The organism is Paenarthrobacter sp. NyZ202 (assembly GCF_049860755.1).
GTDB lineage: Bacteria > Actinomycetota > Actinomycetes > Actinomycetales > Micrococcaceae > Arthrobacter.
In genome coordinates this window covers 3,444,399-3,457,823 of sequence record NZ_CP187556.1, presented here as the reverse complement: position 1 = coordinate 3,457,823, position 13,425 = coordinate 3,444,399, and the positions used below count along the sequence as shown (strand labels likewise).

Sequence of the window (13,425 nt, the reverse complement as noted above, 5' to 3'; positions counted from 1 at the left end):
TTTTTCCAAGGTGGATCCGCCTACGATGGTCCCCATGAAGTCCCTACGTGAGGTGCGCTCGGCCGCCGTCGTGATTAACGCCGCCTCGCGTCGGGGTGCCGCGGTGAGCGACCAAGCTATCAACACCCTTAAAGGGGCCGGTGTCCCTGTAGCCGCTGTGCACTTGCTCAGGTCAGGGGCGGACCTTGCACCTGCCCTCGGCGGGGTTATGGCGGAGGGGCACGACCTTGTTGTTGTTGGTGGCGGGGACGGCACGGTGAGCCACGCCGCCGGGATACTGGCCGGCACAGACATTGTTCTTGGTGTGCTGCCGCTGGGCACTGCCAACGACCTCGCCCGCACGCTCGAGATACCTGATGATCTGGCGGCGGCCTGCGCCGTGGTAGCCAGTGGGAAAGTGGTTGACATCGACCTTGGCCGGGCGAATGGCCAGCCATTCCTCAACGTCGCGTCCGCCGGCCTTTCCGTGGGTGTCACCCAAGCCCTCAGCCACCGCCTCAAACGGTACATCGGTCCGCTGGCCTACGGCGTTGCCACGGTGAAGGCCTACGCAAGGCACCGCCCGTTTGCGGCACGGCTGGAGTTCCCGGACGGAGACCTGGAGACGCAGGAATTTGACGACCTGATCCAGATCGCGGTGGGCAACGGCCGGCACTACGGGGGCGGCAACACGGTCTCACCCACGGCAGGGATCGATGATCACACCCTGGACATCTACGCGATTTCCAAGGCACCCCTCCCGGAGCTCGTGAAAATCGCCAGGCTCCTCAAAGACGGAAGCTTTGTGAAGCACGATCGCGTGTTCCACTGCGAGACCCGGCGCGTCCGTTTGGTCACCGATCAGCCGCAGCCGGTGAACCTCGACGGCGAGATCGCCACAGAGTCGCCCACCGAATTTGTTGTGGAGCGCAACGCCGTCCATGTGGTGGTGCCGCAGGGGAGCACGAGTGCGGCGTTCGACGGGGTGCGGGGGAGCTGAGGGGTCACGGTTTAGGCACCCGCACGCCCATTCTCCCTGCTTTGGTTCGGCTGCCGCAGATTAGAGGATCTCGGTCATCACGTTCCAGCCGGTTCCTACCTTGATAGCGGAGGGCCAGGTACGCACGCCGTTGTTGGAATAGAGCCAGAGATTTCCCGCCGCGTCGCGCGCAAGAATGTCTGCCTTACCGTCGCCATTGAAATCGCCTGGACCAACCAGTGAGTTCATGGCGTTCCAGCCTTGGCCGATCTGCTGCTTGGGGAGCCAACTGCCAAAACCGGTCGCCCCGTGGAGCCACAGTACGCCGGCACTGTCCCTGGCAACCATGTCACCGAGCCCGTCGGCGTTAAAATCCTCCACGCCCGTCAGCTCAGTCAATCCGGCTGCGCTGTATAAGCCACCACCGGCCCAGCCGGGATGCAGGAAGCGGCTCTTCCCATCGGCAACGTATTGCTGCAATGAGCCGGAAGTGGTGCGGGCGATGAGATCCAGGTATCCGTCGCCGTAGTAGTCGAGTGCAAGCAGGGAGTTCATGGTCTGCCAGTCGTGTCCAACCTGGACGCGCGGTTTCCAGCCTCCGGCGCCGTTGCCCGGGTAGAACCACAGCAGGCCCCCGCCATCGCGGCCCAACAGATCGGCGTGACCGTCCGCGTTGAAATCACCGGGAGTGACCATGGCGGTCATGACGTTCCATCCCTGGCCTACCTGGACCCGGGGCAACCACCCTCCGGTGCCATTGCCGGGGTAGAGCCAGAGAAGCCCCGAAGCGTCCCGAGCCAGGACGTCGGCCTTTCCATCCCCATTGAAATCGTTCTTGGCCGGCTTCTTTGCGTTACCGTCAATAACAGCCACTGTGAACTGCTTCACCTGAAATCCGGATTTAGCAGTGTTGACTACGTAAACCTTGTTGTTGCGCGGGTTCACGGCCGCCTTTCCGGGATCCCATCCTGTATAGAGGACGGTGCTTGAGTTATCCCGGCCATCGATAATGGTGGCTCCACGAACAGCCATGGTGGCGTAAACCTTGTTGTTCGTTGGATTGACCACAATGGTGTTAGCTGGCGTTGCGATAGGGACAATGGCGGACTCGGTCATGGTGGGGCCGTCGACCACCTTGATGGAGCTGTTGGCGTCGTTGCCTGAACCGATGTAAACCTTGTCGGTTACAGGATTGACGGCAAGCGCACCGAGCGGGTCATTTGAAGCTACGGTGCCCGTGATGGTGTTGCTGGCACCATCGATGACCTTCAAACTTGAGCCGTATTGCGGCGCCGTAGTGACGTATAGCTTGTTGCTGGTCGGATTGAGGGCCATGGCAAGAAAGCCCCCCGCCCCTATGGAGACAGTCGAAGTGATTTTGCCGAGCGAATCGATGACCTTTACTGCTCCTGAGGAGAGAGCGTAAGCCGTATTGGTGACGGTGTTGACCACGATTTCCCTGGTTGAGGTGGCGCCTGGGACTGGAGTGACCGCATTCGTCCTGCCGTCGATGACGACAAGACCGGTCGTGGTGCCGACATATACCTTGTTCGTCTTTTCATTCACTGCAATTGCTGTCGGGGTGGCATCGAGGGCTATCTCCGTGCTCGCTCCCGTGGCATCATCAAAAGCCACGACCGCACCGTACGAATTGTTGATATACAGCTTGTTCGTCACTGAATTAACGGCAAGCCGAATACGTTCTCCGACCTCTGGGTAGATTTTCTTCGTACCGCCCGCTCCATGGCGGATTACGCCTTCGATACCGGAGGCGACGAAAACCGTGTCGGTGACAGGATTCACCGCTATGTCGGTGATCCACTGCGGGATGGGAAAGCGATCCACCACCACATCCGCATGCGCAGGAGCCGAAGTTGTCCCCAGCGCCAAAGCCAGGGCGAGTCCAACGGCGACCGTTCCCGCCGCTGCTGAGCTCCGGCGTCGTGATCCAACCAAGCCGAGTGCGCGCGAAACGGACGTGGAAGCCATAAGTGAGTCCCCCCAAAGACGAAGCCGACCAACCGTCGGATAGTCGGATCATACAGCGGGTGGGACAGTGCCCGCTCGCCGTCGCGGCGAATGACCCACAAAGGCTGGGCCCCACTTAGGCTAATCGAATGACTACCGCCAAAAGCCCCGTACTGGAAATCAAACGGCGGTGGCTCCTCGGACTGTTCGCTGGCTACTTGGTGGCGCTGGCATTGGTTGTCTTCCTGCCTTCCAAGGAAGCAGAGAAAGTCACAGGGTTCGTCGGAGTCATGGCAGGCTGGCTTACGGTCGTTGGGGTGCCGATCGATACGGCAGCCATCGTCATTGAGTTCGTTGCGAACATCGTTATGTTCATCCCGCTTGGTTGCCTGACCTTGGCCCTGTGGCCACAGACGTGGACCATGCGGAGCATGGTGCTGCTCGGTGCTGTTGCCTCGACATTCATTGAGTTGATGCAGCTTTTGATACCTGGAAGGGTGACGGCGGTTTCCGATGTCATCGCCAACACAGCGGGAGCTCTGTTGGGTGTCTTCTTGGCGCGTAAGCTTGGCTTGCGGGCTGCCCGGTCCCATGGGTGAGGACCCGGGCGGGGAGTAATCTGGGCAGATGGAGTCCGAAGTCAGGACTGTTGTCCTGAAGACAGGGATACGTCTTCGGTGCTTTATCCAAGGGTCGCCCGACAACGTGCACGACGGCGGCACGCCCTTGGTTCTGCTGCACGCCTGGACTGAGTCCTGGGGAAGTTTCGAGCGGCTGATAGCCGCGCTCCCGGACAGAGCCCTTGTGGTACCCGATCTGCGTGGCCACGGTGGGTCCGACAAACCCTCCGAAGGCTATTCGCTGGAGACCATGGCCGGCGATGTTGCTTCACTTTTGACATGCCTCGGAGTCACGAAGGCACATGTCCTTGGATCATCCAGCGGCGGGTACGTAGCCCAGCAACTGGCAGTGATGCATCCGGAGCTGCTGGCCTCGTTGATCTTGGTCGGGGCACCCTTGAGCTTGCAGGGCAGGCCACCCTTTGCCGATGAGGTTGCGCAATTGAAGGACCCGATTCCAGAGGGATGGGTCCGGGAGTCATTGTCGTGGTTCAAACTTCTGCACGTCGTTCCGAGTGCATACATTGAAGACAGGGTTCGGGATGGATTGGCGGTCCCGGCTGCGCTTTGGAATGCGTCGTTGAAAGGATTGTACGAGGCGGTTCCACCGACAGAGGCCGGAAGAATTTGGGCGCCCACGCTCATTCTGTGGGGATCCCATGACCACCTCTTGCCGAGGCATCACCAGGATGCCCTCGTTGGGCGAATCCCGGACGCACAGTTGAAGATCTATCAGGGAACCGGCCACCTGGTGCTGTGGGAATGCCCTGAACGGGTGGCGGAGGATGTTCGTCTCTTTCTTCAGAAACACGGGGAATTAAGAAGGTGGTCCGCTGTTTGTAACAGCGGACCACCTTCTCCTAATGCTTTGACGGATAACAGCCCGACGCTTGACACCGTCAGCACGTTCAGCCCGCGGCTGTATTGCTGGAAGTCCGCCCTGTGGCACCCGTGCAACTAACGCTTGAGCTGGCTGTAGGGCCGGATGTTAAAGTCCTGTCCGCATTGAAAATATAGGACCCATAAGCGGAACCAGTGAAGCCGGTGGTGACCTGCGACGGCGTGATGGCGGCGAACGCCGGGACAGCAGAGCCTGTCAGTGCAAGTGTCACGGCACCAGCTAATGCAACCAAAGTGCGTTTCATGTATTTCTCTCCCCAGAAGTTGTACACGAATCTCGTGGTGGTGCTCACGGTACAGTCCGCTATTGGAGCTGAACAATAGAATTGCCGGTAAACACTGTGAAAAGAACACGAAAAAAGCCCCTGGCTGAAGAATGGTCTTCAGCCAGGGGCGGGTCGTTTGGTGTCAGTTGCCCTTTTCCAAGGCGTGTGCCGTTACATAGGCGCCAAGTTGGTCCTTGCCCAGGGCGTCAGCTATCTCTGAGATGGCGGCGGTGTCGGCAACCACGATCGATTGGCCATCCACTGAAGTGCCGGTACCGAGGGTGGGGAGGGTAAACATGACGGTGTCACTGGCCCGCAGGTCCCTAAGCCCAACTGCAAGATTGCCGATCGCTGCAGCATCGAAGCTCTTATCCACGCTGATGTAGGGCGAAACGGCTGAGACCATACTGTTCACAGTGACCGGGTTGGTCAGAGTCTCCCGGGCAATCGTCTTGCTGATGATCGCCTTCATGTAGGTCTGCTGGTTGCGGACGCGCTGGTAATCCCCATCGCTGAAGGACTTGCGCTCACGGACGTATGCCAACGCCTCGTCACCGTTCAGGGTTTGTTTTCCGGCAGGGTAATAATGCCCCTTCATCGGCCCGGACGCGGGCGCGAACGGTATTTTGACGTCAACTTCAACCCCACCCAAGGCATCGGTAAGACCCTTGAATCCTTCGAAGTCAACCATGGCTACATGGTCGATCCTCTGCTGGAACAGCGACTCAACTGTCTGAACCATCAGAGGGACACCTCCGAGGGCCAGCGCACTGTTGATTTTGGATTCGCCTTTTCCAGGGATGTTGACCCACAGGTCACGCATGAGGGAAACGGCATAGACGTTTTTGCGGTCTGCAGGAATGTGCACCAGCATCAGCGTGTCGGCACGCTGGTCTGATGATGCCGCAGTATCGACGTCCAACTCGGCCGATCCTCGCGTGTCGCTGCCCATGACGAGGATGTTCATGGGGGCGGCGGCGCCATTGGTCGGCTCAGTTTTTTGTGGCCTCAGGGACTCTTCCGGGAATGCAGAATCAATCTTCGTTGTCCCGGAATTGAATGTCTGTGCCAGATTGTAGATGTACGCACCGCCAATGATGCCCGCGATGAGTACAACGGCTGCAAATCCAAGAAGCACGTTTCTCGCAGTTTTCTTGGGGTTCTTCTGACGCCGAGGTCGCGACTGTGGCTCGGCATTTTCGGTTTCTGTCGGGAGCGTCATATGTTCCTTGGTGTCGGCATCAGCAGTGATGATTCTACCAAGACGCGCTCGAAAGCCTGGCCGGAGCCGCAGTTGGGCTTTTAGTCGCCTTGAGGCGAGGCTGTGCCGCGCGGCAGTTCCGGGCTTTTCCCGATGCCAACATTGTAGGAGCGGCTTGCCCGCAGGCTTGTGGGCCCGACGTCCAGGGTTACCGTCTCAAGACGTGGATTGGCATCCATGCTTCTGTCCGAATTTTCTTCGGGGTTTGCTTTCTCGACATGATGCTGTTGTTTTGAGCCGTCCTTCAGTGTCCATTCGACGTGTAAGCCGTGCCCGGCGAGATTAAACCCGGATACGCGGACTACTCCTGCTTCTGCATCAAACACCGTGTCGGTAATAAGGGATGTGTGAAATCCATCAGCAAGCTGGTCCTTCAGTGGGGCGTTCTGGCCTTCACAGGTGAAATAGGGGTCCCACATGTAGGAGACGATCTTCCTGGCTTTACCCAGTTGCTGAAGCTGGCTGTCGATCCTGGGCAAGGTGGTTTGACCCCGCAGGCTGCCATCACAGTCGTTGGAAGCAATAGCCGGGGCCATGCCTTCCAGATTTGCCCACAGAATAGCGCCCGTGCCGCGTATGCCGGCCGCGGCTGCGTCAAAGTAGTCCTTATTTGGGGCGACGTATCTCTGTTTCCAGGTTCCCTTGCCCACGATGCTGGCAGCGTATTCGTCCACCGGCGCCGCAGCATCAGTCTCAAGGAAGGCCGCACCCTTGCCTGTGCCCATGCCGTCCTGGATGGCGATGTTGAGCTCCAGCCTGCTGGCTGTGGCGGCAATCTTTCGAATTCCTGCCCGTGCGTTCTGCGGGGTGATGCTGGCTGAATCGCGTCGTGCTTCTATATAGGGGCTAATGAGGGCTGACCGTGTGGGAAGGATCCGGTGTATCGCCTCGTTCTGCATCGTATACACGGACAGGATCGGCTCGAAGAAGGGGTTGTCACTCACGGGCATCTCCAGATGGTGATAGAAGCCAGCCAGCCCCGGGACATCGTTCTTAGCAGCCTGATACTCGAGGAAGCGTTCAGTGAAGCGCTGCAAAGTGCTGCTGTAACTGAGATCGGGCAGGTACTCAATGTCATTCCGTTTAGCAGGAGCCGGCATCCCCGCAAAGAACTTCATGTTCAGCTCGGAAGCCGCGTGGGCAAGGGAAACGGTGGGATCTTTGGCAGTAGTTCGGCTACCCCCTGCGACTACGACGTCGTAAGTGTTGGTGGGGGAGCGGCAACCTTCGCCTTCCGTTGGAAAAGCCAGGATGGTGTAGGTCTTTCCCCTGCTGTCAACGCTCCGGTCCTGCGGACACTTCAGGGCCGTCTCTCCCCACTGGCCCCCGTCCGAGAAGGTGAAGAACTTATTGATTTTCATGGTGGAACTCAGGGCGCCGGCGCAGCTGTCGCCATTAACTATGCAGTCTGCCGGGAGTGACTCTGCCGGAGTGGGCACCAATGAGTTGCCGAAGGTGATGACGGTGTCGCCCCCAACCGCCTTGACGTCCCTTAACTTCTGAAAATTCCTGGCGTCGTCGGAAGTCGACGAGATGAAGTATCCGCTGATGGGATACGGCGCCGGCCGTGGCGTCTCCTTCGGAGAAGGCTTGGAATCGAAATCGACTGCGTTCAACCCAATAACCAGAAGAACTGCGGCAACCAGGGGAACAACTGCGTACCAAACCCAAACATGTCCCGGGCGCTGTCTCTTGGGTACTCCGGATACTCTCGGCAGCGTCATGACTTCCTAGGTGGGGTTATCGGCAAGACGACGATATCAGCAGGCCTCCACCATCCTCGCCGGGAACTGCCTCAAGTGGTCAGGCATGGAGCGGCCCGGAACGACGTGACTCCGTCCATACGATAAACTAATCCGGGCCGCCCTCGCGTGATGGACGGCTCCCTGCCGTCCTGACTCTGGCGGTTGGCTTGCCGACGAGGCCGGAACATGCCTCGAACTAGTAGTAACAGGGGGGAAGTTGGGTACCGGAATCAAGCGTGTTCAGACCGCAGTGTTGGTCTTGATGCTGGGGATTCTCGGGTTTCTGGGAGCTCAACCCGCGGTGGCCACAGAGACCGGTCCGGCACCGGATACAACTGCATCCCCGACTCCGGAACCGCAGCCCAGTCTTCCCGGAGTGGTCCTGCCGCCAGTCGTTCAGCCCGCCCCCGACCCAACACCGTTGGAGCCTGCACCCTCACAACCTCCTGGCCAGCCTCCGGTTGAACAGCCAGCGCCCGCACCGGCTCCTGTTGCTCCCCCAGTGGTTGAGCCCACGGTGCCTGCGGTAGAAGTTCCTCCCGCGCCAAGCCCGTCTTCAGCGCCTGTGCCTGTCGTTCCAATGGAACAGCCTGTTGAGACCTACGCGGTTGTCCCGGACGTTGCCGCGGAATCCGCTTCAGCAGTACCTGCGGAGCCAACTGTGACTCCTACATCGACACCAACGCAGACACGAACAGCTGCCGTTCCCCTTGCCAACGCAGACATCACTGGGCCATTGAAGGTCGCCTTGGCACCAGTGGCCGAGAATAACCCCATCGTGCAGGGCCTCACAGTCCTGGTTCTGGTTTTGCTGGGCCTGGCATACTTCCGCGCCTTGCGTTCCAAGGGTATGCGCGGCTCCCGTCTCAACGGCAAGTAGCTTATGAAAAGTTCCCTCAAAAGGGAGAACGCTGAGACTGCCCCTGATGCACGTCCATTGCGACTCATGCTCCTCACCCATTCATACTGGCCCGAACATAGTCCGCCGCAGCGCCGGTGGTCTTCACTGTCCCGGGAATTCCTCAAGGCAGGGTGGGACGTGGATGTCGTCACTCCGGTGGCGCACTATCCCAATGGACGCCGGAATCTTCCCCGCCGCGAAGCCGGGATTGCGTTCTCGCACCAGAAAGGACCGCACGGCGAAATCATCCGGCGTGTTCCTTATCTGCGCCACCTTGGAACCTCAACAGTTGCACGACTTCTGGACCAGACATTTTCCGCGGTGATGTCCGTCCCGCTTGGATTGGGTCGGAACAAGCCCGACGCCATCGTGGCTACAGCTCCGAGCCTGCCCACTCTCGCAGCCGGCTACGTACTCTCACGGCTGCATGGAGTGCCGTTCATCGTTGAGATGCGGGACGCCTGGCCGGATCTGGCCAGGGACGCCCGCCTCGTCCAGGGCAGTGTCAAGAGTGTGGTGGAGCGGGCAGTGGAATTCGTCCAGCATCGCGCCGACTTGATTGTGACCGTCACTCAGGGCTTCGCCGAGACCCTGCGGACACGAGGCCTCCGCAACGTGGAGACGGTCAGTAATGGTTTGGACCTTGAAGCAATACCCTTTCTCGAACCCCCGGCCATGGACCGGGAAATCTTCCACGCTCTGTACTTGGGAAACCACGGCAAGAGCCAGCGTCTTGAAGTCTTAATCCGTGCCAGCGCATTGCTTGGTGAGGGCTTCCACTTGACGCTGGTGGGGCATGGAACAAACCGTCCCCAACTGGTGAAGCTGGCCCGTGAGCTGGATGCTCCTGTGAGCTTTTACCCCTCCCTGCACGGGACGGCGGTTGTGGACAAGTACCGTGAAGCGGACACGTGCATCGTTTCTTTGCGGGATGACTGGAAATCCTTCGAAACCACCGTTCCTTCTAAGACCTACGAGGTGTTGGCGATAGGGCGACACGTGACCGCGATTGTCAAGGGTGAAGCTGAGCGCATCATTCTGGATGCCGGGGGAGGTGACGTGGTTGCGTCAAATCCGGAAGCTGTGGCCCAGTTGTGGCGGGAGCTGGCCCTCGACCGCTCACGTTTAGCAGCGGGCAAGAGCGGCCGGGAGTGGGTACGGAACAATGCCGATTACGCTCAGTTGGCGCTCAACTACATGGATATGATCTCTTCGTTGGTGCGCAGGAATGCTCCGGCGCCGACCAAGAGGAAGGCCGCATGAGGCAGTTCATCCGGAACATGTCGATGGCGGCGGCCACTGTTTCCGACCACTTGACGGAGGCGCCCTTCGTTCTTGGACTCCAGGTCAGCCGAAGGCTCCCTTCCCGGTTGGTGCGCCCAATTGCCAGGCTGATATCGGATTCGGCTCCCCGGTCCACGCATCCGCTGCTGGTTCTGGCCAGCCACGCGGCCGGAGACTCTGCGGCGGTGTCACGGCGGTTGCACCTTACGTTGGACCAGGAAGTATCGGCAGGGAGGGCCCGAAGGGCTGCGGAAGCGGCGCTGGCTGCTGGTCAGCCTGAGCTGGCCGATTCTTTGCTGCCGCTTGCGGCAAACAGCAGCCGAGCGGCCGCTACCGTGGCGCGCCGTAAGTGGTACGACGGAGATATGACAGGCGCTGTGGGCGCTTTGGAAAGCCGTGGCGGCGATATGGCCAAGCAGAAGCGTCGCCTCGAATCCGAGCTCCGTGTCTTTCAGGGGTGGCGACCCACCCTGCCAAAGGAACCAGCCACGCCAGGCCATCGCAGAGTCTTGCACTTGCTGACCAACTCGGTTCCCCACACGGCAAGCGGGTACGCGCGCCGCACTCATTCGATTTTAACGGCCCAGCACGACGCCGGCTGGGACACCTTGGCTGTTACCCGCGTAGGTTATCCGGTCCAGGTCGGTGTCCTTACCGCCCAGGCAAGTGACGTCGTCGACGGCGTTCGTTATCAACGGCTGTTGCCACAGCGTCTGGCAAAGTCGATGGACGGACGATTGCAGCAGCAAGCAGAACTGCTCTTGGGGATAGCCCGCGACTTTCGGCCAGGCATCATCCATACCACGACGCACTTCGTCAATGGCCTGGTTGCCCGTGAAGTTGCTGACTCTATCAATGTGCCGTGGGTATATGAAGTCAGGGGACAGCTGGCCGATACGTGGGCTTCCAGCAGGGGTCCCGGTGCAAGGACCAGTGAACGGTACAAGCTTTTTCTTGACCGTGAAGCGGAAACCATGGCAGCAGCGGATCTTGTATTTACCCTGGGCCAGTCCATGAAGCAAAACATTATGGACGCTGGGATACCGGAAGCGAAAATCCACATCAGCCCGAACGCAGTGGGCGGGGCATACCTTCAGGAGCCTCTGCAACACGCGGAAGCGCGGCTGGCTTTGGGGCTCGAACCTCATCGAAAGTACATCGGCACAGTAAGCAGCCTGGTAGATTACGAGGGCCTGGATGACCTCGTCACAGCATTTGCATTGCTTGCGCCGCGGCTGCCAGAGTTGACGTTGGTCTTGGTAGGGGAGGGCGCTGCCGCTCCGGCCCTGCAAGACCAGGTAAGACGCCTGGGACTGGTCGAAAGGACCATCTTCACAGGACGTGTCAAGCCGGAAACCGCCCGGATGTACCACATGGCTTTGGATGTTTTTGTAGTGCCCCGCAAAGACCTTCCCGTCACGCGATCTGTGACACCCCTCAAGCCTGTCGAAGCCTTGGCCTGCGCGCGTCCGGTGGTCGCCAGCCGCTTGGAAGCTTTGAGCGAGATAGTGCATGACGGAGTCCACGGACGGCTGGTGGATGCGGAGAATCCAGACGAACTGGCTGAAACCTTGCGGGAACTGCTTGAGGACGAGGAGCAGCGCGAGCGTTTGGGTGCTGCCGGCAGGCAGTTCGTGTTGGCGACGCGGACATGGAGCGCAAACGCCGCGGCCTACGGCAGTGCATATGAATTTTTGGCATCGAAGAACGTAAGGAAGGCAGGCTGATGTCGGCGAGAAAGGCCAAGCTTCCGCCGCCGGCGGCTATTCAGCCGATGTCGGTGGACATTCGAAAGCTCTCCCGGGTTGGGTCCCGGCCGGGATTCCTGGACTACTTGGTTCAACTGTGGGACTACCGCCAGTTCATCTTCTACGATGCCCGGGCCAGGGTTCAGAGCGGTACCCGCAAGGACCGCCTTGGCAGTGCTTGGTTGCTGCTAAATCCGGTCTTTAATGGGCTGACCTATTACGTGATTTTTGGCCTCCTGCTTCAGACCAGCCGTGGAATTGAAAACTTCGTCGGCTATCTGGTGGTGGGCGTCTTCCTCTTTCAGTTCAGCGCCGGAGCCATTACTTCCGGCGCGCGCTCCATACGTAACGGGAAGTCGGTCGTCCAGGCGTTCAACTTTCCCCGGGCAGCCCTGCCTTTGGGTGCCAACATCCGCGAGTTGTTGTCGTCAGTACCCCTGATACTTGGCATGTTGCTGCTGGTCGTCGTTATTCCCCCTGCGGAAACCATCAGCTTGATGTGGCTTCTCATCATTCCTGCAGTTTTCCTGCAGGGCGTCTTCAACCTCGGACTGGGGATGATCCTTGCGAGAATCATCTCGCGGCTGCATGACGTCACCCACTTGCTTCCATTCATGATCAGGGCATGGATGTACGGTTCGGCCGTCTTCTATTCATACGAACGTTTCGTAAGCGACCCCACGTTGCTGGCAATCATGAAGTTCAACCCCCTGTTCAACGTCATCGACATCGTGCGCAGTTGCGTTCTCTACAACCGTTTGCCCGCCTGGGAGTCGTGGGCCAGCCTTGGCGTTGTTGCCCTGGGAGTGCTTTTGGTCGGTTTCGTCTTCTTCTGGAAGGGGGAGGAAACGTATGGTCGCGATTGATCAAGCGGTCTTCCTGGACGGCCCACCCTGCGTCGTCATCGACAAAGTGAGGATGACGTACAGAGTTCCATCCTCCGAGGGCAGGACAATGCCCAAGGGAAAAGGTTTAAGGAACAGGATCAAGAGGGTCCTGGAGCGTCCGAATCTTGTGACCGTCAGTGCGCTTAAGGAAATCTCCTTGGTTGTGGAGCGCGGCGAATCGGTGGGCATCATCGGCCGCAACGGCTCCGGCAAGAGCACTATCATGAAGCTCATCAGTGGCCAGGTTGCGCCAACGCATGGTGCCGTTTATGCCTCGAGCACCCCTGTCCTCCTGGGCGTGAATGCGGCCCTGGTTCCGGAATTGTCAGGTGATCAGAACGTGGTACTGGGCTGCCTGGCCATGGGTATGAGCATGGAGCAGATAGACGCCCAGTTTGACAGTATCGTTGCCGTTTCCGGCTTGGATTCGGCCATCTACCTTCCGATGAAGTCCTATTCATCCGGTATGGCCTCAAGATTGCGGTTCGCGATCGCCGCGTCGGTTAATCCGGAGATCCTTTTGGTTGACGAGGCTCTCAACACCGGCGACGCCCAGTTCAATAACCGAAGCAAGGCCCGGATGGACGAGCTTCGTGCACAGGCGGGCTGCGTCTTCATCGTCAGTCACGGGCTGGACACCATCCGGGACATGTGCAGCCGTGTGATTTGGTTGGACAAGGGGGAGCTCATCATGGATGGCCTGCCGGATGAAACCACAGGAATTTACCGGGATTTCTCATCGAATTTGTCAAGGGGCAATAACCTGACCGCAGCCAGGATCAGGGAAGAAGCACGGGCAAATCTTGTAGCTACGCGGGTGTTGGAACGGGCCAGTGGGCGCCGCATGGAAGGGCGTTGAGATTCTTTTGATCAGTGATATTCGGAAG

The 13,425-nt window shown here is 59.3% G+C and carries 11 protein-coding genes; 8 read left to right on the top strand and 3 right to left on the bottom strand.

Translation table 11 applies throughout. The features are described 5' to 3' along the window. The first annotated feature begins 34 nt into the window (after positions 1-34). Positions 35-979 carry a lipid kinase gene (locus ACPFL9_RS15995; protein WP_426003831.1) on the top strand — a complete coding sequence of 315 codons (945 nt, stop codon included), beginning with the start codon at positions 35-37 and terminating at the stop codon, positions 977-979. 60 nt (positions 980-1,039) lie between these two features. Here the strand turns inward: ACPFL9_RS15995 and ACPFL9_RS15990 are convergent, their stop codons facing one another. Next, complete coding sequence (locus tag ACPFL9_RS15990; RefSeq protein WP_426003830.1) at positions 1,040-2,848, bottom strand: FG-GAP-like repeat-containing protein; 1,809 nt, start codon at positions 2,846-2,848, stop codon at positions 1,040-1,042. A 227-nt stretch (positions 2,849-3,075) separates the two neighbouring features. Here ACPFL9_RS15990 and ACPFL9_RS15985 point away from each other — a divergent pair, with 227 nt between their 5' ends. Continuing rightward, positions 3,076-3,525 carry a VanZ family protein gene (locus ACPFL9_RS15985; RefSeq protein WP_426003829.1) on the top strand — a complete coding sequence of 150 codons (450 nt, stop codon included), beginning with the start codon at positions 3,076-3,078 and terminating at the stop codon, positions 3,523-3,525. 28 nt (positions 3,526-3,553) lie between these two features. Next, positions 3,554-4,507: an alpha/beta fold hydrolase gene (locus ACPFL9_RS15980; protein WP_426003828.1), complete on the top strand. Its 954-nt coding sequence runs from the start codon at positions 3,554-3,556 to the stop codon at positions 4,505-4,507. 347 nt (positions 4,508-4,854) lie between these two features. Here ACPFL9_RS15980 and ACPFL9_RS15975 read toward each other — a convergent pair whose 3' ends face one another. Together ACPFL9_RS15975 and ACPFL9_RS15970 are read right to left on the bottom strand one after the other, a co-directional pair. Next, a complete protein-coding gene (locus tag ACPFL9_RS15975; RefSeq protein WP_426003827.1) occupies positions 4,855-5,934 on the bottom strand; it encodes an LCP family protein in 1,080 nt (359 codons plus the stop codon). A gap of 80 nt (positions 5,935-6,014) precedes the next feature. Then, positions 6,015-7,589, bottom strand: a complete 1,575-nt coding sequence (locus ACPFL9_RS15970; RefSeq protein WP_426003826.1) for a DUF4434 domain-containing protein — start codon at positions 7,587-7,589, stop codon at positions 6,015-6,017. Positions 7,590-8,298: 709 nt separating this feature from the next. Between ACPFL9_RS15970 and ACPFL9_RS15965 the strand changes: the two genes are divergently transcribed. From ACPFL9_RS15965 to ACPFL9_RS15945, 5 genes are all read left to right on the top strand, one after another. Further along, entirely contained in the window at positions 8,299-8,598 is a 300-nt protein-coding gene (locus tag ACPFL9_RS15965; RefSeq protein ID WP_426003825.1) for a hypothetical protein, read from the top strand. A gap of 66 nt (positions 8,599-8,664) precedes the next feature. Continuing rightward, on the top strand, positions 8,665-9,882 hold the full coding sequence (locus ACPFL9_RS15960) for a glycosyltransferase family 4 protein (RefSeq protein ID WP_426003824.1): 1,218 nt from the start codon (positions 8,665-8,667) through the stop codon (positions 9,880-9,882). 536 nt (positions 9,883-10,418) lie between these two features. Then, positions 10,419-11,630, top strand: a complete 1,212-nt coding sequence (locus ACPFL9_RS15955) for a glycosyltransferase family 4 protein (protein WP_426003823.1) — start codon at positions 10,419-10,421, stop codon at positions 11,628-11,630. Then, positions 11,630-12,517 carry an ABC transporter permease gene (locus ACPFL9_RS15950; protein WP_426003822.1) on the top strand — a complete coding sequence of 296 codons (888 nt, stop codon included), beginning with the start codon at positions 11,630-11,632 and terminating at the stop codon, positions 12,515-12,517. The genes ACPFL9_RS15955 and ACPFL9_RS15950 overlap by 1 nt, the downstream gene beginning before the upstream one ends. After that, positions 12,504-13,397, top strand: a complete 894-nt coding sequence (locus ACPFL9_RS15945) for an ABC transporter ATP-binding protein (protein WP_426003821.1) — start codon at positions 12,504-12,506, stop codon at positions 13,395-13,397. The genes ACPFL9_RS15950 and ACPFL9_RS15945 overlap by 14 nt, the downstream gene beginning before the upstream one ends. Positions 13,398-13,425: the final 28 nt, after the last annotated feature.

Bases quoted from the DNA above. Each gene is read 5' to 3' on its own strand.
- ACPFL9_RS15995 (WP_426003831.1), top strand. From the start codon at position 35: ATGAAGTCCCTACGTGAGGTGCGCTCGGCCGCCGTCGTGATTAACGCC.
- ACPFL9_RS15985 (WP_426003829.1), top strand. From the start codon at position 3,076: ATGACTACCGCCAAAAGCCCCGTACTGGAAATCAAACGGCGGTGGCTC.
- ACPFL9_RS15980 (WP_426003828.1), top strand. From the start codon at position 3,554: ATGGAGTCCGAAGTCAGGACTGTTGTCCTGAAGACAGGGATACGTCTT.
- ACPFL9_RS15975 (WP_426003827.1), bottom strand. From the start codon at position 5,934: ATGACGCTCCCGACAGAAACCGAAAATGCCGAGCCACAGTCGCGACCT.
- ACPFL9_RS15965 (WP_426003825.1), top strand. From the start codon at position 8,299: ATGGAACAGCCTGTTGAGACCTACGCGGTTGTCCCGGACGTTGCCGCG.
- ACPFL9_RS15960 (WP_426003824.1), top strand. From the start codon at position 8,665: ATGCTCCTCACCCATTCATACTGGCCCGAACATAGTCCGCCGCAGCGC.
- ACPFL9_RS15950 (WP_426003822.1), top strand. From the start codon at position 11,630: ATGTCGGCGAGAAAGGCCAAGCTTCCGCCGCCGGCGGCTATTCAGCCG.
- ACPFL9_RS15945 (WP_426003821.1), top strand. From the start codon at position 12,504: ATGGTCGCGATTGATCAAGCGGTCTTCCTGGACGGCCCACCCTGCGTC.